The sequence below is a fragment of the Rhizobium sp. Root483D2 genome (genome assembly GCF_001426685.1).
Classification (GTDB): Bacteria; Pseudomonadota; Alphaproteobacteria; order Rhizobiales; family Rhizobiaceae; genus Pararhizobium; species Pararhizobium qamdonense.
Window position 1 is genome coordinate 241,140 of the sequence record NZ_LMFB01000016.1, and the last position, 19,483, is coordinate 260,622.

At 60.9% G+C, this 19,483-nt stretch carries 21 protein-coding genes; 11 read left to right on the forward strand and 10 right to left on the reverse strand.

Annotated elements, in window-relative coordinates; all coding sequences use genetic code 11:
- Positions 1 to 74 precede the first annotated feature (74 nt).
- A complete protein-coding gene (locus ASD32_RS15130) occupies positions 75 to 632 on the reverse strand; it encodes a GNAT family N-acetyltransferase (RefSeq protein ID WP_060638856.1) in 558 nt (185 codons plus the stop codon).
- Positions 629 to 1,516: a phosphoserine phosphatase SerB gene (serB, locus tag ASD32_RS15135; RefSeq protein ID WP_060638857.1), complete on the reverse strand. Its 888-nt coding sequence runs from the start codon at positions 1,514 to 1,516 to the stop codon at positions 629 to 631. The genes ASD32_RS15130 and serB overlap by 4 nt, the downstream gene beginning before the upstream one ends.
- Between serB and miaA the strand changes: the two genes are divergently transcribed.
- Positions 1,515 to 2,420, forward strand: coding sequence for a tRNA (adenosine(37)-N6)-dimethylallyltransferase MiaA (gene miaA / locus ASD32_RS15140; protein ID WP_060638863.1), 906 nt, complete (start codon positions 1,515 to 1,517; stop codon positions 2,418 to 2,420). The two genes, serB and miaA, sit on opposite strands and share 2 nt — an antisense overlap.
- A gap of 18 nt (positions 2,421 to 2,438) precedes the next feature.
- Here miaA and ASD32_RS15145 read toward each other — a convergent pair whose 3' ends face one another.
- Positions 2,439 to 4,487 carry an ATP-binding protein gene (locus tag ASD32_RS15145; protein WP_060638865.1) on the reverse strand — a complete coding sequence of 683 codons (2,049 nt, stop codon included), beginning with the start codon at positions 4,485 to 4,487 and terminating at the stop codon, positions 2,439 to 2,441.
- Between the two features lie 326 nt (positions 4,488 to 4,813).
- On the opposite strand from ASD32_RS15145, the gene ASD32_RS15150 reads away from it, so the two are divergent.
- Both ASD32_RS15150 and ilvN read left to right on the forward strand, forming a co-directional pair.
- A complete protein-coding gene (locus tag ASD32_RS15150) occupies positions 4,814 to 6,607 on the forward strand; it encodes an acetolactate synthase 3 large subunit (protein WP_060638866.1) in 1,794 nt (597 codons plus the stop codon).
- A 23-nt stretch (positions 6,608 to 6,630) separates the two neighbouring features.
- The gene (ilvN, locus tag ASD32_RS15155; protein ID WP_060638868.1) at positions 6,631 to 7,203 is read left to right on the forward strand and encodes an acetolactate synthase small subunit; all 573 of its coding nucleotides are present in this window, start codon (positions 6,631 to 6,633) and stop codon (positions 7,201 to 7,203) included.
- Positions 7,204 to 7,273: 70 nt separating this feature from the next.
- Here the strand turns inward: ilvN and ASD32_RS15160 are convergent, their stop codons facing one another.
- A complete protein-coding gene (locus tag ASD32_RS15160) occupies positions 7,274 to 8,119 on the reverse strand; it encodes an aldo/keto reductase (protein WP_060638869.1) in 846 nt (281 codons plus the stop codon).
- Positions 8,120 to 8,204: 85 nt separating this feature from the next.
- Here ASD32_RS15160 and ASD32_RS15165 point away from each other — a divergent pair, with 85 nt between their 5' ends.
- From ASD32_RS15165 to ASD32_RS15190, 6 genes are all read left to right on the forward strand, one after another.
- The gene (locus ASD32_RS15165; protein ID WP_060638871.1) at positions 8,205 to 8,474 is read left to right on the forward strand and encodes an AbrB/MazE/SpoVT family DNA-binding domain-containing protein; all 270 of its coding nucleotides are present in this window, start codon (positions 8,205 to 8,207) and stop codon (positions 8,472 to 8,474) included.
- 135 nt (positions 8,475 to 8,609) lie between these two features.
- Positions 8,610 to 9,203 carry a LysE family translocator gene (locus tag ASD32_RS15170; RefSeq protein ID WP_060638872.1) on the forward strand — a complete coding sequence of 198 codons (594 nt, stop codon included), beginning with the start codon at positions 8,610 to 8,612 and terminating at the stop codon, positions 9,201 to 9,203.
- Between the two features lie 31 nt (positions 9,204 to 9,234).
- Positions 9,235 to 10,032 carry a DUF4239 domain-containing protein gene (locus tag ASD32_RS15175; RefSeq protein ID WP_060638873.1) on the forward strand — a complete coding sequence of 266 codons (798 nt, stop codon included), beginning with the start codon at positions 9,235 to 9,237 and terminating at the stop codon, positions 10,030 to 10,032.
- Positions 10,033 to 10,061: 29 nt separating this feature from the next.
- The gene (gene nthA, locus ASD32_RS15180) at positions 10,062 to 10,694 is read left to right on the forward strand and encodes a nitrile hydratase subunit alpha (protein ID WP_060638874.1); all 633 of its coding nucleotides are present in this window, start codon (positions 10,062 to 10,064) and stop codon (positions 10,692 to 10,694) included.
- Positions 10,691 to 11,350: a nitrile hydratase subunit beta gene (gene nthB / locus ASD32_RS15185; RefSeq protein WP_060638875.1), complete on the forward strand. Its 660-nt coding sequence runs from the start codon at positions 10,691 to 10,693 to the stop codon at positions 11,348 to 11,350. Before nthA ends, nthB begins: the two co-directional genes overlap by 4 nt.
- A complete protein-coding gene (locus ASD32_RS15190) occupies positions 11,319 to 11,702 on the forward strand; it encodes a nitrile hydratase accessory protein (RefSeq protein ID WP_060638876.1) in 384 nt (127 codons plus the stop codon). The genes nthB and ASD32_RS15190 overlap by 32 nt, the downstream gene beginning before the upstream one ends.
- Positions 11,703 to 11,726: 24 nt before the next feature.
- Here the strand turns inward: ASD32_RS15190 and ASD32_RS15195 are convergent, their stop codons facing one another.
- From ASD32_RS15195 to ASD32_RS15210, 4 genes are all read right to left on the reverse strand, one after another.
- A complete protein-coding gene (locus ASD32_RS15195) occupies positions 11,727 to 12,512 on the reverse strand; it encodes an anti-sigma factor (RefSeq protein ID WP_060638877.1) in 786 nt (261 codons plus the stop codon).
- Positions 12,509 to 13,063 carry an RNA polymerase sigma factor gene (locus ASD32_RS15200; RefSeq protein ID WP_060638878.1) on the reverse strand — a complete coding sequence of 185 codons (555 nt, stop codon included), beginning with the start codon at positions 13,061 to 13,063 and terminating at the stop codon, positions 12,509 to 12,511. The genes ASD32_RS15195 and ASD32_RS15200 overlap by 4 nt, the downstream gene beginning before the upstream one ends.
- Entirely contained in the window at positions 13,047 to 13,421 is a 375-nt protein-coding gene (locus ASD32_RS15205) for a hypothetical protein (protein WP_060638879.1), read from the reverse strand. The genes ASD32_RS15200 and ASD32_RS15205 overlap by 17 nt, the downstream gene beginning before the upstream one ends.
- A 100-nt stretch (positions 13,422 to 13,521) precedes the next feature.
- Positions 13,522 to 14,553 (reverse strand): AbrB family transcriptional regulator, encoded by a 1,032-nt coding sequence (locus tag ASD32_RS15210; protein WP_082546783.1) that lies wholly within the window; start codon positions 14,551 to 14,553, stop codon positions 13,522 to 13,524.
- A 286-nt stretch (positions 14,554 to 14,839) separates the two neighbouring features.
- On the opposite strand from ASD32_RS15210, the gene ASD32_RS15215 reads away from it, so the two are divergent.
- Positions 14,840 to 15,970: an ATP-dependent RecD-like DNA helicase gene (locus tag ASD32_RS15215; protein ID WP_060638880.1), complete on the forward strand. Its 1,131-nt coding sequence runs from the start codon at positions 14,840 to 14,842 to the stop codon at positions 15,968 to 15,970.
- 15 nt (positions 15,971 to 15,985) lie between these two features.
- Here ASD32_RS15215 and ASD32_RS15220 read toward each other — a convergent pair whose 3' ends face one another.
- Both ASD32_RS15220 and ASD32_RS15225 read right to left on the reverse strand, forming a co-directional pair.
- Entirely contained in the window at positions 15,986 to 16,549 is a 564-nt protein-coding gene (locus ASD32_RS15220) for a MerR family transcriptional regulator (RefSeq protein ID WP_244490172.1), read from the reverse strand.
- A gap of 444 nt (positions 16,550 to 16,993) precedes the next feature.
- On the reverse strand, positions 16,994 to 18,109 hold the full coding sequence (locus tag ASD32_RS15225; protein WP_060638882.1) for a hypothetical protein: 1,116 nt from the start codon (positions 18,107 to 18,109) through the stop codon (positions 16,994 to 16,996).
- A 372-nt stretch (positions 18,110 to 18,481) separates the two neighbouring features.
- Between ASD32_RS15225 and ASD32_RS15230 the strand changes: the two genes are divergently transcribed.
- Positions 18,482 to 19,234: a pyridoxine 5'-phosphate synthase gene (locus ASD32_RS15230; RefSeq protein ID WP_060638883.1), complete on the forward strand. Its 753-nt coding sequence runs from the start codon at positions 18,482 to 18,484 to the stop codon at positions 19,232 to 19,234.
- Positions 19,235 to 19,483: the final 249 nt, after the last annotated feature.

Sequence of the window (19,483 nt, forward strand, 5' to 3'; positions counted from 1 at the left end):
GAGTGTGGTTACGCGTTCGTCAAACAATCAAATTTCGGGTTTCTCAGCAGTTTGGCGGGCCGCAAGGTCCGCCTTTATCGTATCAGCCATTCCGCGTGGCTGAGCGCATAGACGACGTGATGCTTGAGATGCGGCGTAGTGTCGGGCACGCGTGGATGCGTGAAATCGCGGGCCGGGTCGTGGCGCAGGCCGATGCGGGTCATCACGGCTGTCGAGCGCGTATTGGTCCTCACCGCGAAGGAGACGATTTCGTCAAGGCCGTGTGTTTCGAAACCATGGCGTAGCATGGCTGTGGCGGCCTCCGTCACAAAACCCTGACGCCAGAAACGGACGGCCAGCCGCCAGCCGATCTCCACCGTGCCATCCTTCAGGAAAGGCTCAAGCCCGGTGCGGGCAAGGCCGAGAAAACCGATAGGCTCATCAGTCTCCTTTAGCGCCAGCGCGAAGAAGCCAAGTCCGGTTGCGTCGATCCGGGTGCGCACCTCATCCATCAGCGCATCGGATTCATCGCGCGGACGGCGGCGTGGGAAGAATTCCATGACTTTGGGATCGGCATTGATCTCGGCAAACAAGGGCCGGTCGCTCTCCACCCAGTTGCGGACGCGAAGCCGCTCCGTTTCCAGAATGATCACCGGACGAAATCCGTCTTGCGGTAGCCCTGGATGTAGAGGAGCGCCGTAAGGTCGGCGTGGTCGATCCGGATCTTCACCTGCGCGGAGACGACCGGCTTGGCATGCAGCGCAACACCGGCGCCGGCCAGATGCAGCATGCCGAGATCGTTGGCGCCGTCGCCGACGGCAAGCGCGTCGGCGGTCGAGATGCCGAGTTTGGTGGTGATATCGACGAGCGCATCGACCTTGGCCTGCTTGCCGAGGATCGGCTCTGCCACCGCGCCGGTGAGATGGCCGTCCTTTTCGATGAGGATGTTGGCGCGGTTTTCATGGAAGCCGAGCGTGGCTGCGATCGGACCGGTAAAGACGGTGAAGCCGCCGGACACCAGTGCCGTGTAATAGCCCTTTGCCTTCATGGTCGCGATCAGTTCGAGACCGCCGGGGGTCAGGGTGATGCGTTTTTCGATGACGTCGCCGACGACGCTGAGCGGCAGGCCCTTGAGCAGGGAAACGCGCTCGATCAGCGCCGGTTCGAACGCGATCTCGCCGTTCATGGCGCGCGCCGTGATCGCCGCGACCTTGTCCTTCAGGCCCGCTTCCGCCGCGAGTTCGTCGATACATTCCTGGCCGATCATGGTGGAATCCATATCGGCGATCAAAAGTTTCTTGCGGCGCGTCTCGGCGTTCTGGACGACGACATCGATGGGGGCATCGCCGATGACGCCGCGCAGCAGCGCTTCCTGCCAGTCCGGATTGGCGCCGTCCTTCAGAGCGATATCGCAGGCCACGCCGTCGGCCAGCCAGTAGAGGCCGGATGCATCGACGGCGGCTGCGGCCTCTTCGGCAAGCGCTGGGGTGAGGACGGGATTTGACGGATTGGCAACAAGCGTGGCAACGAAGGCCATGATGAAAAACCTTGAGATTGGACAGGATGCCATCCTGATAACCGGGCCGACTGCCAGCGGCAAGTCCGCTCTCGCCGTCGCCCTGGCGAAACAGCATAATGGTGTTGTCGTCAATGCCGACAGCATGCAGGTCTATGACACCCTGCATGTGCTGACCGCGCGCCCGTTCGAGGCGGATATGCAGGGCGTTGCGCATCATCTCTATGGGCATGTGCCGGCATCGCAGCATTATTCGACGGGGGAATGGTTTCGCGACGCCGCCGCCGTGCTCGAGGGGATACGCAGCGAGCGCAAGGTTCCTGTTTTCGTTGGCGGTACCGGGCTTTATTTCAAGGCGCTGACCGGCGGCCTGTCGGATATGCCGGCGGTACCCTCAGCCATACGCGAGAATGTGCGCAGCCGCCTTCTGGCGCACGGTGCCGAGGCGTTGCATGCGGTCCTTGTGCAGAAGGACCCGGAAACCGCTGCGATCCTGCGGCCAGGCGACGGTCAGCGCATCGCGCGTGCCTTGGAGATATATGAGGCGACCGGTCAGTCCATCCGGATTTTTCAAGAACGCCAGGGGCCTGTCGCCATCGATCCCGGCCGCGCCATGAAGATCGTCGTGCTGCCGGAGCGGGCGCTCTTGCGTCAGCGGATCGACCGGCGTTTTGCCGGAATGCTGGAGAGCGGCGCGGTGGAGGAGGTGGAGGCACTGATGGCGCTGGACCTGAAACCGGAAATGCCGGCAATGAAAGCCATCGGCGTGCCGCAGATTGCCGCGATGTTATCCGGTGGGATGAGCAAGGCAGAGGTGATCGAAACGTCTTCGGCGGCGACCCGGCAATATGCCAAGCGGCAGATGACCTGGTTTCGCAATCAGCTGGACGATAGCTGGTTGCGCTTCGATCCGGCTGAAGCCTGAGACTGACGGTCTATCGCGTTACTTGCGGATGATGCTGCTCAGCGGCTTTTTCAACAGGCTCTCACGCAGCGAAGGCCGGGGCTGGTCCGCATTGGGCTGGGCAAAGCTCGGCGCGGTGCGTGGTGGTGTCCGGTATGGATCGGGCCGGGGTCCGGCCACAGGGTCATCCGACAGAAGCTGGCTGCGGATTTGATTGAACCGATCAAGCTGCGGATTGGCGGGCTCCATGCGCGGCAGCATGGTAGGGTTGTAGGGCTCGACGGCAGGCTCTGCGATTTCGCTGGCAGGGTCAAAACCCGTCCGGCCAAATGTGCTTGCATCGTTGAAATCATCCGCCGTCGGCGCGTTGCCAGGCACCTCGATACTGGCCGTGTAGGCGTTCTGGAAGCTTGAAATATCCGGCCCGTTCATGGCCCGCATACGCGAGACGACATTGCGCAGATCGACGGTATCGGGGGTTTCGTCGGTGACCTTCACGCCGACGCCATTGGCTTTGGGCAGGCTCTTTTCCTCGACGCGGGTAAAGCGCATGCGCATCGGCACGGCCACGGCTTCACCAAAGGCGATCGCTTCGCCATTGCCGATCGAGGAGATGAAGCTTGTGGTCGAAATCGATGAATTCGGGATGGCGGAACGGATAATTTCCTGGTCGCGGTCATTGGAAAGCCGCATGGCAAAGACCGTGGAACATTGCGACAGGATGGTCGGATCGAGCTCGCCGGGGCGCTGGGTGATGATCCCCAGCGAAACGCCGTATTTCCGGCCTTCCTTGGCGATGCGGGCGATGGCCTGGCGGGTCGGCACGAAGCCGAGACTGACATCGGCCGGAACATAGCGGTGCGCTTCCTCGCAGACGACCAGCATGTGAACGCCGCCATTGCTCCACAGCGCGATCTCGAACGCCATGCGGCAGAGCACGGACGCGACGGAATTAACGACCTCGGAGGGAATGCCGGCGAGCTGGAACGTCGTGATCGGCCTGCCATCTCCGGGGATGCGGAAAATCTTTGCGATGGTTTCCAGGATAGTATCGGTGATCGTGTTTGAGGAGAACATGAAATTGTAGCGCGGATCGTTGATCGCGCCGATCACCTTGACTTTCAGCGAGCGCAGATGCGGCTTGTCGTTACGGCCTTCCAGGCGGCCGATGCGCTCGTCGATCATCGCCAGGAGATCGGCCATGCGGTAGGGCACCGGCGTGTCGGCGGTGATCGAGCTTTTTTCACTGGTGCGGCGCGCAAGCCCAGAATCCGCCGAACCCTTGAAGGCGCGCTTAGCCTCGGGAACCACGTCGCGCAGGATATCGAGTTCTTCGGGAACCGGCGGGCGGCCGCGAAAGATCACCTCTGCGAATTCCTCGAGCTTCATCAGCCAGAAGGGAAGGTCGAGATTGTCGGTGTCGATGACAACCGCAATATCGGGAAAGGCGGCGGCGAATTCGTTGTGCGGATCGAGGATCAGCACGCGCAGCTTCGGATCGGACGCAATCGCCTTGTGCAGAAGCAGACTGACGGCGGTCGATTTGCCGACGCCGGTGGTGCCGACGATGGCGAAGTGCTTCGACAGCATCGAGGGCACATGGATGGCAGCGTCGAGGCTTTCGTCCTGGGTCAGCTTGCCGATGACGCAGGTATCATCCTTGCCGGTATCGTAAATGCGGGCGAGGTCGGCGGAGCGGATGCGGTGGGCGATGGCGCCGAGATAGGGATATTGGGTGATGCCGGCGGAGAATTCCTCGCGGCCGCTCGGGCTCATGTGAACCTCGCCCATCAGTTCCACTTCGATGCGGAAGATGTTGTCGAGTTCCTCGCCCCAGTCGCTGGTGGCTGTCTGCATGGAATAGACCAGCGCCACCACGCGGTTTTCGCCGACGGTGATGGAGATCAGCCGGCCGACCGACCATAATTCGGTAAGCGAGGTTTCGCCGTTTTCGGCAATCGCTGCAATCGTTGCCCGCGAACCGCTGCACGCAACGACACGCCCAAGGAAACGGTTGCCCCGTTTCAGGGTGTCGCGTCGCTCCTGCTCCCCGGCGCTGATCGAAGAATGCAGCTCATTGTTCAGCAATAGGATACCCCTGCTCACGAATACGCCACATTACCAGAGGGGATTTAATAAGTAGTTTCACGTACTTGAGCGTGTTTTTGCAGATTTTGGCGCGCTATGGTTGTCCTTTGGAAAGACGTTGACGGAAGGCACATTTCTGTTTATCAATCCCGCCCATGATCAAGATCGCAAACATTCTTGTGGTGGGACGGCGCATGGGCAGGATGGTGTAACCATCCGGCGATAGCCACCCATGCGCAAAACACGAGGCCCTTCAAGGGGCCTTTTTTTATGCCTTCAAACACGATACTCACAGCCAAAACGCGAACATGGACGGAAACAGGCCAATGAGCGGTACAGACAACCAGACGGATGCAAACCAGATGACAGGGGCGGAAATTGTTCTTCAGGCATTGAGGGACAATGGTGTGGAGCATATTTTCGGTTATCCGGGCGGTGCCGTCCTGCCGATTTATGATGAAATCTTCCAGCAGGACGACATCCAGCACATTCTCGTCCGCCACGAGCAGGGTGCCGGCCATATGGCCGAAGGGTATGCCCGCTCGACCGGCAAGGTTGGCGTCATGCTGGTGACGTCCGGTCCGGGTGCGACCAATGCGGTGACGCCGCTGCAGGATGCGCTGATGGACTCAATTCCGCTGGTTTGCCTGACCGGCCAGGTTCCGACATCGCTGATTGGCTCAGATGCTTTCCAGGAATGCGACACGGTCGGCATCACGCGGCCCTGCACCAAGCACAATTGGCTGGTCAAGGACGTCAACGAGCTGGCCAGCATCATCCACGAGGCGTTCCGTATCGCCCAGTCCGGCCGTCCGGGTCCGGTCGTCGTCGATATTCCGAAGGATGTTCAGTTCGCCACCGGCACCTATACGCCGCCATCGGCTGCGAAGGTCCAGAAGAGCTACCAGCCGAAGCTGCAGGGCGACATGCGCCAGATCGAGCAGGCGGTCGAGATGATGAAGGGCGCGCGCCGTCCGGTCATCTATTCCGGCGGCGGTGTCATCAATTCCGGCCCGGAAGCCTCCAAGCTGTTGCGCGAACTGGTCGAACTGACCAATTTCCCGATCACGTCGACGCTCATGGGCCTGGGCGCCTATCCGGCATCGGGCGAGAACTGGCTGGGCATGCTGGGCATGCACGGCACGTTCGAGGCCAATATGGCGATGCATGATTGCGACGTCATGGTCTGTATCGGTGCCCGCTTCGACGACCGCATCACCGGCCGCCTCAATGCGTTTTCGCCGAATTCCAAGAAGATCCATATCGATATCGACCCGTCCTCGATCAACAAGACGGTTCGCGTTGATGTTCCGATCATCGGCGATATCGGCAATGTTCTTGATGACATGGTGCGCGTCTGGCGCGCCTCGGCCAAGGATGCCGACAAGACGCGTTTGAAAGACTGGTGGGACGGCATCGCCCGCTGGCGCGGCCGCAACTCGCTCGCCTACAAGATGAACGATGATGTCATCATGCCGCAATATGCCATTCAGCGCCTGTATGAGCTGACCAAGCATCGCGACACCTACATCACCACCGAAGTCGGCCAGCACCAGATGTGGGCGGCCCAGTTTTTCGGCTTTGAAGAGCCGAACCGCTGGATGACCTCGGGCGGCCTCGGCACGATGGGCTACGGCTTCCCGGCGGCGATCGGCGTTCAGGTTGCGCATCCCGATGCGCTCGTCATCGATATTGCCGGCGACGCCTCGATCCAGATGTGTATCCAGGAAATGTCCTGCGCCGTGCAGCATAATCTGCCGGTCAAGATCTTCATCCTCAACAACCAGTATATGGGCATGGTGCGCCAGTGGCAGCAGTTGCTGCATGGCAACCGCCTGTCCAATTCCTACACCGAAGCCATGCCCGACTTCGTCAAGCTGGCCGAAGCCTATGGCGGCGTCGGCATCCGCTGCGACAAGCCGGCCGATCTCGATGCTGCCATAAAGCAGATGATCGACAGCCCGGCGCCGGTGATCTTCGATTGCCGCGTCGCCAATCTCGCCAACTGCTTCCCGATGATCCCATCGGGCAAGGCGCATAACGAGATGTTGCTGCCGGACGAAGCCACGGACGAAGCGGTCGCCAATGCGATCGACGCCAAGGGCCGCGCGCTGGTTTGATGGAATAGGAAAAGGACACGATCATGAACGCACATCTTCAGCCGACCGGCTCCGCCTATTTCATCGCCAAGGAAACCGAAAAGGCGGAAAACCACACGCTATCGGTTCTCGTCGACAATGAACCGGGCGTCCTTGCCCGCGTCATCGGCCTGTTTTCCGGCCGTGGCTACAATATCGAAAGCCTGACGGTGTCGGAGACCGAGCACCAGTCGCATCTGTCGCGCATCACCATCGTTACGCGCGGCACGCCGCATGTGCTGGAACAGATCAAGGCGCAGCTGGAACGCATTGTTCCGGTCCACCGCGTCGTCGATTTGACGGTGCGGGCTGCCGAACTTGGCCACGACCGGCCGATCGAGCGTGAAGTGGCGCTGGTCAAGGTCAGCGGCCAGGGCGAAAGCCGTGCCGAAACCCTGCGTCTGGCCGATGCCTTCCACGCCAAGGTGATCGATGCGACGCTCGAGCATTTCATTCTCGAAATCACCGGCAAGTCCTCCAAGATCGATCAGTTCGTGGCGATCATGAAGCCGCTCGGCGTGCTCGAAGTCTGCCGCACCGGCATCGCGGCGATGAACCGCGGCCCGCAGGGCATGTGAGCTGCAAGCTGCAGATCGAATGGTGAAAGGGCGCCGCGAGCGCCCTTTTTCATGGCCTGAAATAAGAGGCTCAGATCATCTCCAGCGGCATCTTTCTGCCGGGGGGCGGGAAAGCTTTGTCGAGGGTGGCCAGATCCTCCGCCGTCAGCTGGACCTCAACGGCAGCCCGGTTTTCGCGCACCCGTTCCGGCATGGCGGTCTTTGGGATCACGATGACGCCGGGATTGCGGATCAGGAACGCAAGCGCAACCTGTGCCACCGTTGCCTGATGGGCCTTGGCGATATGGATGAGATCGGGATGGCGCAACAGCCGACCCTCGTCGAGCGGTGAATAGGCCATCACCGGAATTCCACGAGCCCTACTGTCCTTCAACAGATCATATTCGATGCCACGGCGGGCGAGATTATAGAGCACCTGGTTGGCTGCGGCATTGCCGCCCTCGGGGACGGCGAGCAATTCGTCCATATCATCGGCATCGAAATTGGAAACACCCCAGGCGCCGATCTTGCCGGACTGACGCAGGGTCTCGAAGGCTTCGACGGTTTCTGCGAGCCTGTAGCGGCCGCGCCAATGCAGAAGGTAGAGATCGATATGATCGGTGCCGAGCCTCTTCAGGCTGGCTTCGCAGGCCTTGATCGTGCCGTTCAGGCTGGCATTGGTGGGCAGGACCTTGCTGACGAGGAAGGCATCGTTTCTGCGGCCCTTGATGGCTTCACCAACAATCCGCTCGGCGCCGCCATCGGCATACATCTCGGCCGTGTCGATCAGCGTCATGCCGAGATCAAGGCCATGGCGCAGGCACTTGGCTTCGTCAGCGGCGCTCGCCTTGCGTTCGCCCATATGCCAGGTTCCCTGGCCGATGACCGGAACGGCCTTGCCTGAGGGAAGGGATGTGGTGGGAACGGGGCGTTGCATGCCAGACCTCTTACGTATCGATGACCATCATAGTGTTCCGCATGTCTGCGTCGTGATATACACAGTATATCATTGAGGCACAGGCATGACCCAGGTTACAATCTGCAAATGGGGAAACAGTTCCGCCATCAAGCTCCCGAAGGCAGCCATGAACGAACTCAGCCTTGCGAATGGTGATACCGTCGATCTGACGGTGAGCAACGGTCAAGTGATCCTTGAAAAGGCGCGGCTCCAGCTCGCTCCACCCTTGCCGGAAATGATCGCAGAGATGGACCGTCTGGGGTGGGAAAACGAGCCGGGCAGCGTCGATTGGGGACCCGATGCCGGGTCCGAGCGCATCTCAGACCGTGACTGACCATATTCCGCCGGCCGGTTGCTCGAACTCGACGTTCCGCCACATGCGCAATGAGCGCTTCTTGTCACCCTGACAAGTTTCGGGTGGTCTTTCTAATTGGGTCAATTAACCTGACCTAAATATCGGGAGGACTTCATGCAGGCCGAGACGCTTCTGGCGTTGTTTCTTTTTGCGTTCACCACATCGATCACGCCGGGTCCGAACAACATGATGCTGTTCGCCTCCGGCGTCAATTTCGGCTTTGCGCGCACCATTCCGCACATGTTTGGCATCGGCGCCGGGTTTTTGACTTTGCTGATTGCCGTCGGCCTTGGGCTGGGTGCGCTGCTGCATTCCGTGCCGATGCTCTATACGGGACTGAAATTTGCAGGCGGTGCCTATCTCGTGTGGATCGCCTGGAAGATCGGGACGTCGCGGACGCTGGCGGAAGGCAAGGCAGGAGCGGTGCCGATGACCTTCCTGCAGGCGGCGGCGTTCCAGTGGATCAATCCCAAGGCCTGGGTCATGGCGGTGACGGCGATGGCGACCTATACGAGCGAGCAGAGCTACATAACGAGCGTGTTCATCGTCGGTGCCATCTTTGCGATCGTCAATGTGCCCAGCGTTTCGACCTGGGCCGGATTTGGTTCCGCTTTGCGGCAATGGTTGTCAAAGCCAGTGCGGCTGAAATGGTTCAACATCACCATGGCGGTCTTGCTCGTTCTCAGTCTTTGGCCGATGCTGCGTTAACGCGGCCGGTTACGGGCGATGGGAGGAGAGCATGCCGGACCTGATTGTCTTGATCCTCGACGGGCTTGCATTCGTCGCCGGCGCTCTAGTGATCGTGTTTGGGTCTTATTTTGCGGCGCGCGCCTGTCTCAATCCCGGATTGGAAAGCGACCGGACCCATGACGCGGCAGCGACCATCGCCGTGCGGATCGCCGCTTTACACGGTTTGATCCTGGCGCTGGTCTATGCGCAGGCACTTGGCGACTACAAGGGCATCCGCAACAATCTGATGGAGGAAGCCGTGGCGATATCGGATGTGTTCAACGATGCCGGACGCTATGGCGGCCCCGTGGTCGCTCCCGTCCAGAAGGGGCTGTCAAGCTATGTTGTCACCGTCGTTGGCGAGGAATGGGACATGCTGGGCCGGCGTCAGGGCCTGTCGCCGAAAGCGTGGGCGCTGTGGAACGACGTGTATGAGCATCTGCTCGACCTGGAGCCGCAAACGGACCGGCAGCGTTATCTTAGCAACAGGATGCGCGACCGGGCAGCGTCGATTGCACGCTTTCGCGAGATCCGAGAGCAAACGGCGGCGGGCGGCTTTGAGGGCATGTTCTGGGCACCGGCGGTGATCGGGCTCTGCCTTTTGTCCATCCCGTTCTATGTCTATCGTCCAAACCGGACGCATCTGTTTCTGCTGTCGATTTTCGGCGCCTATTCCGGCGTCGTGCTTTTCTTCATTTTTGCTTTTTCCAATCCGTTCGGGCAACCGGGTGGACTGGACCCCGTCGCCTTCCAAAATCTGTTGCGCGGCGACATGGGCAACGGCCTGCCGCCGGCCGCAACAAACTGAACACCGGATCCGTACACTTCGAGGGCGCCATGCACGATCACGACGATCACGATCACCACGATCACCACGACAATCATTTCTCCGGCATTCAGGCCCGGGTGAAGGCGCTCGAGACCGTTTTGACGCAGAAGGGGCTGATCGATCCGGCGGCGATCGATGCGATCGTCGAGACCTATGAAACGAAGATCGGCCCGCGCAATGGCGCCCGTGTCGTTGCCAAGGCCTGGAGCGAGCCGGAGTTTGCCGATTGGCTGCGCCGCGATGCGACGGCGGCGATTGCCAGTCTTGGTTATACCGGACGCCAGGGTGAGCATATGCGGGCCGTATTCAATACGGCGGACACGCATAACCTTGTCGTCTGCACTTTGTGCTCCTGCTACCCCTGGGCGGTACTGGGTCTGCCGCCCGTCTGGTACAAGGCGCCGCCCTACCGCTCGCGCGCGGTGATCGATCCGCGCGGCGTGCTGGAGGAGTTCGGCGTAACCCTTGCCGATGCCAAGAAAATCCGTGTTTGGGATTCGACGGCGGAGCTCCGCTATATCGTCATTCCCGAACGCCCTGCGGGCACCGGAGGTCTCGATCAGGAGGCGCTTGCCGATCTCGTCACGCGCGATTCGATGATCGGCACGGGCCTGGCAATACCGGCGGGAGAGGCACGATGAACGGGGCGCAGGATCTGGGTGGCCAGCATGGCATGGGGCCGGTGGCGCCCGAAAAGGACGAGCCTTATTTCCATGCGGAATGGGAAAAGCGGGCGCTTGGCCTGACGCTCTCCTGCGGGGCGTTTGGCGCCTGGACGATCGATGAGAGCCGCCATGCCCGCGAAAGCCTGGCTCCCGCCACCTATCTTTCGGCCAGCTATTACGAAATCTGGATGCGCGGTCTGGAGACGCTGTTGCAGCGGCATGGATTCGTCTCACCAGCCGAACTGGCTGCCGGGCAGATGCTGGAAAAGGGCCGCGACCCCAAGCGCATCCTGACGGCGGAAATGGTGCCTGGCGTGCTTGCCAAGGGTGGCCCGTGCGACAGGCCGGCGCCGGATGCGCCGCGCTTTGCCGCCGGCGACCGGGTGCGCACGAAGAACTTCAACCCTGAAACCCATACAAGACTGCCGCGATATGCCCGTGCCAAGCAGGGTATCGTTGAGGCCGTACAGGGGGCGTTCGTGTTTCCGGACGACAACGCCCATGGCAAGGGCGAAAATCCGCAATGGGTGTACACGGTGGTTTTCGACGGTGGTGAAATATGGGGCGAGGGGGCTGATCCGACGCTCACCGTCTCCATCGATGCCTGGGAGAGTTACCTTGAACGCGTTTGAACCATCGCTGAGCGGATCGCCCGGTCTGCCGAAATCGCAGGAGGGCGATCCTGTCTTTGCCGAGCCCTGGCAGGCGGAGGCCTTTGCCATGACCGTGCGGCTGCATGAAAAGGGCGTGTTTTCCTGGAGCGAATGGGCCGAGGCGCTGTCGCACGAATTGTACAAGCCCGGCCGGAGGGCCGATGCAAGCGACTATTTCGATTGCTGGGTGGCGGCCCTGTCGCGCCTCGTCACCGAACTGTCGATCGCTTCAACTGATCAGCTCGACCATCTGACGCACAGCTGGCAGCGGGCGGCCGAGGCAACGCCGCATGGTGAGCCCATTCTGCTGGAGAACGATCCGCAGCGCTGAGTGTGTCCCGTTTGAGGCTGAGCATCACGTCTCGAACTGCCGGTAACATTCCTCGGCGATTTCCTGCAGCTTGGCGCGGCTGACCTCGCCGGTCACGGCATAGCCGATGGAGCCGTCGATCCAGTAGAAGGTTTCGAGCGTTCCTGCGGATTCGAAGCGGAAACTGGTTTCGGTGTTTTCCGGGTTTTTTCCGAGAAGCACAGTCAGGCGCTGACCGGCCGTGTCCTGATACATCAGCATCGCGCCAGCCTTGCCGTTGACGGGTAGAAGCCTGCCGCCGACCAGCGAAAACCCGAGCGATGTAAGGTCCGGCGCCACCAGCTTGTAATCCAGGCGCTTGCCGAGCCAGGTGACCAGATGCTCTTGCTGATCGGCACCGACTTCCACGGGATGGCGCTTTTCGCTGGCATAGACAAGAAATGCGGTCTTTGACTGGCCGGGCAGGCTGTCCGCTGTGGTTTGGATGGAGCCGGGCTCATTGATGAACTCGCCATAGATACCGGCCGCAGCACCCGACACGAACAGCAGCAGCGATGCGGCGATGAGCGCGCTCCGGCGCCAGACCGTCGAGGGCGGTGGCGCGGTTTTCGCCCTGCTCAACAAGCGGCCATCGTTGTCGTCAGGCCGCGCATAGCCTGAGAATGCGGCTTGCAAGTCTGCCGCCTGTGCCTGCCACTGGCGCACTTCGGCTGCTTCCTGCGGATGGTCGCTCAGCCAGCGTTCCACCACCTGCCGGCGTTCCGCGTCGAGAAAGCCATCGACATAGGCGTGCAGATCTGCCTCGGTGACCGGTTTTTGATCGTCTGTCATTTCGGTCTCCGCAGGGTGACGATGTTGTTTTCGGCCAGATGCGCCATCATTTGCCGGCGGGCGCGCGAGAGGCGGGACATGACGGTGCCGATCGGAATCGCCAGCATGTCTGCGACATCCTGATAGCCATAGCCTTCGATGACGACGAGCATCAGGACGGAGCGGTGATCTGCGGTCAGCGCATTCAGCGCATTCTGCAGCCGCGTCTTTTCCAGCGGGTCGCCTGAGACGTCGTCTGCGGCCAGCCCCAGCGTCTCGTTGAACTCGACCGAGGGATGCTGGGTGATGCGGCGGTGCCGGTCGCGGTAAAGATTGGTCATGATGGTAAAGGCCCAGGCACGCAGGTTGACGCCGCGCCACTGTGAACGGCGCACCAGCACCTTCTCGACGCAATCCTGCAGCAGGTCTTCGCCGTCGCTGTCGGATTTGGCGAGGCTGCGGGAATAGCGCCGGAGCGACGGCACCAGCGACAGGATCTGGTTTTCGAACGTATCGGCGGAAGGGGGGCTTGCCCCCTTCGCACCGGCATCTTGATCAGGGGCGTGCGGCATCCCAGACCTTTCCGACACCGTCGCCGGTGGCGTCGCCCGTTTTCGTGTCCTTGACGAAGAAGTAGAGCGGCATACCCTTGAGAGCCCATTGCTTCTTGCCATCCTTGCGCTCGACCAGCGTATAGTCGCCGTCGGCTGCAGCGGAGCCTTCCGCAAGGTAAGGCGGCCAGTTGGTGGCGCATTTATCATAGCAGTAGGATTCGCCCTTTTCATCCTTCTTGTAGGTGTAGAGCGTCATTCCGTTGTCTGCGGCAATGACCTTGCCCTTTCCGGTTTCCACCGTCTGGACGGCCGGGGCGGCAAAGGCGCAGGCGGCGGATATCAGGGAGAATGCTGTGACGAGCGGCAGGAATCGCATGGGATATGTCCTCTCTGGAGTTTCTCGTTTAAACCGCTTCTTCAGCCGGTTCGAACGTAAGACACATCAGAGAGGCTTGTTATTCCCTCTTCAGCAAAACTTATCGTGGCGGAAGGGCTTTTGCGGCGACGAAGCGGGCAAGCGACGGACCGATCGCCATGATCATCAGCAAACGGGCCGTCTGCAGCGCCATGACGAAGGGAACATCGACATTGCTGGAGGCGGCGATGATGGCGATCGAATCCATGCCGCCGGGGCTGGTGGCAAGATAGGCCGTCAGCGGATCGATGCCGGCGGCATGGACCAGGATATAGGCGAGCATCCCGGAAAAGCCGATCAGGACGAGAATGGAGATGACGGTCGGAACCAGCGCGCGCCGGGCATGTGCAAGGATCGGCCGGGTAAAACCCAGCCCGATATTCCAGCCGAGCATGGCGTAGCTCAGCGCCAGCAGCCATTCGGGGATCTCGATGACCAGAAGACCGCTGACACTGAGCGCCGAGCCGAGCAGGAACGGTACCAGAAAGACGCCAGCCGGGATGCGCAGCCATTTGCCGAGACAGCCACCCACAAGCGCAAGCGCCAGGGTTTCAAGAAAAGGCACGAGGTGGATCGGCCCGAACCAGACAATCTCCGGTCCGGGTCCGTCGATCCCCGCCCAGTAGCGCGCAACGAGCGAGGCGGCAGCGGCGACGAAAACGACGCGCAGATATTGCATGAAGGCAACCAGCCGGACATCGGCGCCATAGGCATCGGCCATCACCAGCATCGAGGTGGCAGCCCCGGCCGAGGAACCCCAGATCGCTGTCGTGCCGGGCAGGATGTTGAGCTTGCTGATCACGAAACCGCTGAGCGTGCTCATGGCAATGACAGACAGGACGATGGCGAGGAACAGCGGCCAGTTTGAAAAGAAGGTGGTCAGAATGCCGGGGCGGATGGTTTCGGCAATCATCGTGCCGATGAGAGCCTGGGCGCAGAGGAAAGCCGGCCGCGGCAGGCGGATGGTGCCGCCATTCATGCCGACGACGGCCCCCGCCACCATCGGCCCCATCAAAAGGGCGGCAGGAATGCCGGTCAGTTCCAGCGCACCGGCAAGAACTGCGGAAATGAGGAGCAGAAACCCCCATTGCATGGGAACGGACCAGCGGCCGATGCCCGATGCCACGGGAGCGGACGGGTCTTCGGAAGGTTCAGGCGTCACGTGGGGCACTTTCAAATCGTCGAGGGGCGGCGCTTGGGAGGCGGGCTTGGGACCAGTCTTACCATGCGGTGTGGCATTGGGATATGCGCGCGGTGTGGCGGTTTCTTGCGGTATCTTGCACTCCTGAGCGAAAATGTGATGCGGACGGTGCGGCCGCGCGCCGCCGATCGATGCTGCAGACGCGACAGACAGCCCCGAATCGGGCAATAGAACAAACATGGAATTCGCACCGCAACAGGATGAGGCCCTCAAGGCCGTTTCGCGCTGGTTGAAGGAAGGGCGTTCGCCGCTGTTCCGGCTGTTTGGCTATGCCGGTACGGGAAAAACGACGCTTGCCCGGCATTTTGCCGAGCATGTCGAGGGCGACGTGCTGTTTGCCGCCTTCACCGGCAAGGCTGCGCAGGTCCTGCGCTCCAAGGGCGCCAAGAACGCCCGCACGATCCATTCCTTGATCTACCGGCCGCGCGGCGAGGAGGAGGTCTCCGACGAGGAGACCGGCAAGACGTCGATCTCGCCGATGTTCTCGATCAACCGGCAGTCGCCCGTCGCCAAGGCAGCGCTGATCATCATCGACGAGTGCTCGATGGTCGATGAGGCGCTCGGCCGCGACCTGATGAGTTTCGGCACGCCGATCCTGGTGCTGGGTGATCCCGGCCAGCTGCCGCCGGTCTCGGGCGGGGGGTACTTCACCAATGAGGAACCGGACTACCTGCTGACCGATATTCACCGGCAGGCGCGCGACAATCCGATTATCCAGCTGGCCATGCATGTGCGCGAGGGCAAGGAGATCATGCACGGCGACTATGGTTCGACCGCCCGGGTGATTTCCAAGAACGAGGTGACGCAGAGCCTGGTCCTGGATGCGGACCAGGTGCTGGTCGGCACCAACAAGACGCGCCGCCGCTACAATACGCGCCTGCGCGAACTGAAGGGCTTTGCCACCGAATATCCGCAGTCGGGCGACAAGCTGGTTTGCCTGCGCAACGATCCGGCCAAGGGCCTGCTTAACGGCTCGCTCTGGCAGGTGATGACCTCGTCCAAGGAAACGGTCAAACCCGGCATCAATCTGATGATCCGTCCGGAAGACGACGACATGGACCGGGGTGCCGCCAAGATCAAGCTTCTAAAAACCGCTTTTGAAGATGTCGAGGGCGAAATTCCCTGGTCGACGCGCAAACGCTATGACGAGTTCGACTATGGCTATGCACTGACGGTGCACAAAGCCCAGGGCTCGCAGTGGAACGACGTCGTTCTGTTCGATGAGAGCTGGGCATTCCGCGATACCCGCGAGCGCTGGCTCTACACCGCGATCACCCGTGCAGCGGAAACGCTGACGATCGTACGCTAGAGCCTCGTACGGAGTTTATTCGGCGGACACAAATCCCATCAGTACGGCCTTGGCCACGGCCTGGAAGCGGTTATGGCCGTTGAATTTGCGGATGATGCCGGATTCCAGTGTCAGCACAGCCGTCATGTCCATATCCATCATTACGGCGATCCGGTTTGCCGGATAGCCCTCGGCCATGAAGGCGAGGCATTTGGTCTCGATCGGTGAAAGATGGATGGGCGGGACGGCAACGCGCTCCGGATTATCGCCGTCGCCAGCCGATTCCAAGAGTTCGCTGATCCTCTGCATCTGACGCCGCAGAATGGATTGCTGGGCTGCGAGTTCGCGCTTTCGCCCATTCAGGGCATGGTCGAATATCTCTGCCGCATGCGTTTGGCTGGATGCGGCGTCCAGGTCTGCCATCAGTTCCTGAATGGCTGAAATCGGCATATCGATCTCGCGGCAGGCATTGATGACGGCCATGCGGCGGATATCGTCCAGCCCGTAGACACGCATCGGCCCCATTCGATCGGCTGAAAGCAGGCCTTTCTCCTCGTAGAAATGCAGGGTGCGGTGGGTGACGCCGAAGGCATCCGCCATATCGGCTATGCCGACATGATTGTCCGCGATCGTTCCCGGCAACGGGAGGTGCGGAAGAAAACCGGACGGTTGACGGCTGCCTGCGTGGGAAGGATGGGTCTTTCCGTGTTCTGGCATGCTCTGATCGAACCCCGCTGGTTGACCTGCGGGAAAATTACCCTGGAGACAGCAGTCCGCCTGTCGTCCTTGAGTTGCTCCTTGATGCCATGCACGCCATCCCGGCGGGAAGGAAACTCGCAACCATCGTGCCTGCGTGATGAGCGACCCGGCTTTCTCCCACTTGCACAGACAGAATACACGTCACGCGCGTCTGTGAATACCTAGTAACTTTAGGGATGAAATCTGAGGTTTTTCAGTGGTTTCCGTGGTCTCCTCCTGAAAAATACGATTTCTCAGCAGGATTTTTCACAGTTTTGCGCATCCAGTAGCAAACAGCCGCGTGGATCAGCGGATCAATGTCAAAGGCAGGGCGCCGGCATGGATCACGAATTTCAGCTTGCGCTGATGGTTGACCGACAGCTTTTCCTGACAGGACTTGGCCTCCTGGAAGGCCTCGCGGGTCTGCTGATGGCGATAGACGTCGGTCAGCGCCATGCATTCCATCAACGGGCTGCCGGTCTGCTTTTCACGCGCATAGAGGAAGATATTGCCGTCCGAAGCCAGCACCTTGGCGGCCAGTGCCAAGCTCTCGTAGAGAATATCGGCTTCGCTGGACAGATGCGCGGCATCGATGAACTGGTCGTATACGATATCGGACGACGAATCGTTCTTGATCAGAACGCGAAGTCCGGCCGGCGCGCTTTCCGGCAGCACGGAAACGGTGAAGGCCAGCGGATCGGACACTTCGCGTTCCGGCCGCTGCCACAAGACGGCTCCGGGAACTGCGGCGATGGTGCGGTAATGGGAGGCGGCTGTGCGGAACGCATCGGCGAAACGCCCGGCCGCGCCGCTGCGCGGCCATTGCGAACGCACCGTGATCTTCGGCAGATCATCGCCGAATTTGCGTTCCAGTACGGCGCCGTGCAGGCTCGACTGCGCCGCAATGTTGACGCTCAGGGCCGGTGACGACAAGGGCACGAAAATCAAAAGCGGCAGCACCGACAGCACCGCAATCGGGGACGACAGCGGAGCAGGCAGCCACGAGAAACGTCTGTTTGCGGCCCGGCGCGGCGGCGTTGCCGTGCGGCCCGCCTCGGGCGCAGCAACTGGCACAACCCGCTGGCGCCGGTACTCGGGCACATAGGTGCCCTTCGGGATATCGATGCGCCAGAGATCGCCGGCGCCTTCGCCGGCATAATAGGCGGCCAGCAGCTTGCGCAGCTTGCCGGCATGGACGCGCACGAGCGGATCGCTGTCGGCGTTGAAAGCCTGCGGCCGGTCGAAGACGTCAATGCCGATCGTATAGCCCTTCAGCTGGTGGCCGGTGCCTTCCATCTCCTTGTCGACCACGTAATTCAAAAAGGCGCGCAGCCGCTCGGATCGGGAAAAAAGAGCGCTCGACAGCACGCCGTCAAGCGATTGACGGATGGCCTGGTCGTCGGGTCTCTCATGCTGCGCCATTATCCTGCTCTCCCCGAATAAACCATCGAGATCAGGGCTTCCCTCATGGAAGCTGGTGGCGATTGGATGGCGTCTGGGCAAAAACGAGGGCTCATCGGTTCCGGCTTGGATGATTCTGTGGATTTGAAGTACCGCCGCTCACCGTTCGGGAGTGTATGGCCTGTACTTGTGAGTCTCTATTAAATCGAAGTTTTGTCAGTTTGTCAGGTACCGCATTCATTTAACGTGAGTTTTGTCTGAAATAAAGGCGTCGCACGGGATGCAGACGAATATTGTCACGGAGACGCTTTCTCAGGCGCGCCCGTGTTGCGGGCGATATCGCGAACCGCTAGAAGGGGCGCTACGACGGCGGTATCCCTGGAAGGTGCTGAAATGGCTGCGAAACTCTCGGTAAACCTGAATGCCATCGCGATGCTGCGCAACCGGCGCGATCTTCCCTGGCCGTCCGTTACCGCGCTTGGGCAGATTGCGCTTGCGTCCGGTGCAAGCGGGCTCACCGTGCATCCACGCCCCGATCAGCGGCATATCCGCTTTTCCGATCTGGCGCCGATCCGCGCGCTGATCGACGATCTGTATCCTGAGACCGAGTTCAACATGGAGGGATTCCCGAACGAGGAATTCTTGCTTCTGGTCGAACGCCACCAGCCCGAACAGGTCACGCTGGTGCCTGACGATCCCGCCCAGGCGACCTCGGATCACGGTTGGGATTTCCGCAAGAACCATAATCTGCTGGGGAATGTCGTCGGCCGGTTGAAGAAGGGCGGTTTTCGCGTATCGCTGTTTGCCGATGGCGATCCAGACCTTGAGGCATTGACGATCGCCAGGGAAACCGGCGCCGACCGGATCGAACTCTATACCGGCCCCTATGGCGGCTGTTTCGACGATCCCGAGCGCGGCGCGGTTCTGCTTGAAGAACTGGGCAAGACCGCCGATCTCGCCGCGACCTTGGGGTTGGGGGTCAATGGCGGCCACGACCTGACGGTCGCCAACCTGCCGGCACTGGCGGCGCGGCTGTCCAATCTCGCCGAAGTGTCGATCGGCCACGGGCTGACTGCCGACGCGTTGGAATATGGCATGGCGGAGACGGTGCGCCGCTTCTGCCGGGCCTGCGGACAGGATGTTTGATACTGTCTGAATAGAAGGCAGAAGGGCTCCGCATAAACGGAGCCCTTAGGCTGCTGAAAAACCCTGTAGACGCTTGTTTGACGAGAGCGATAACCTACCCTCCCTCATTCCCGCCCTTGTGGCGGGAATCCAGACAGCTCAAGTCTTTGAGCTGAAAGAGTCTTTCGACCCGACGGACGTCGGGTCACTGGATCCCCGCCACAAGTGTATGGCCTTGAGACATAGTTGACATGTGTTCGGAGACATCCC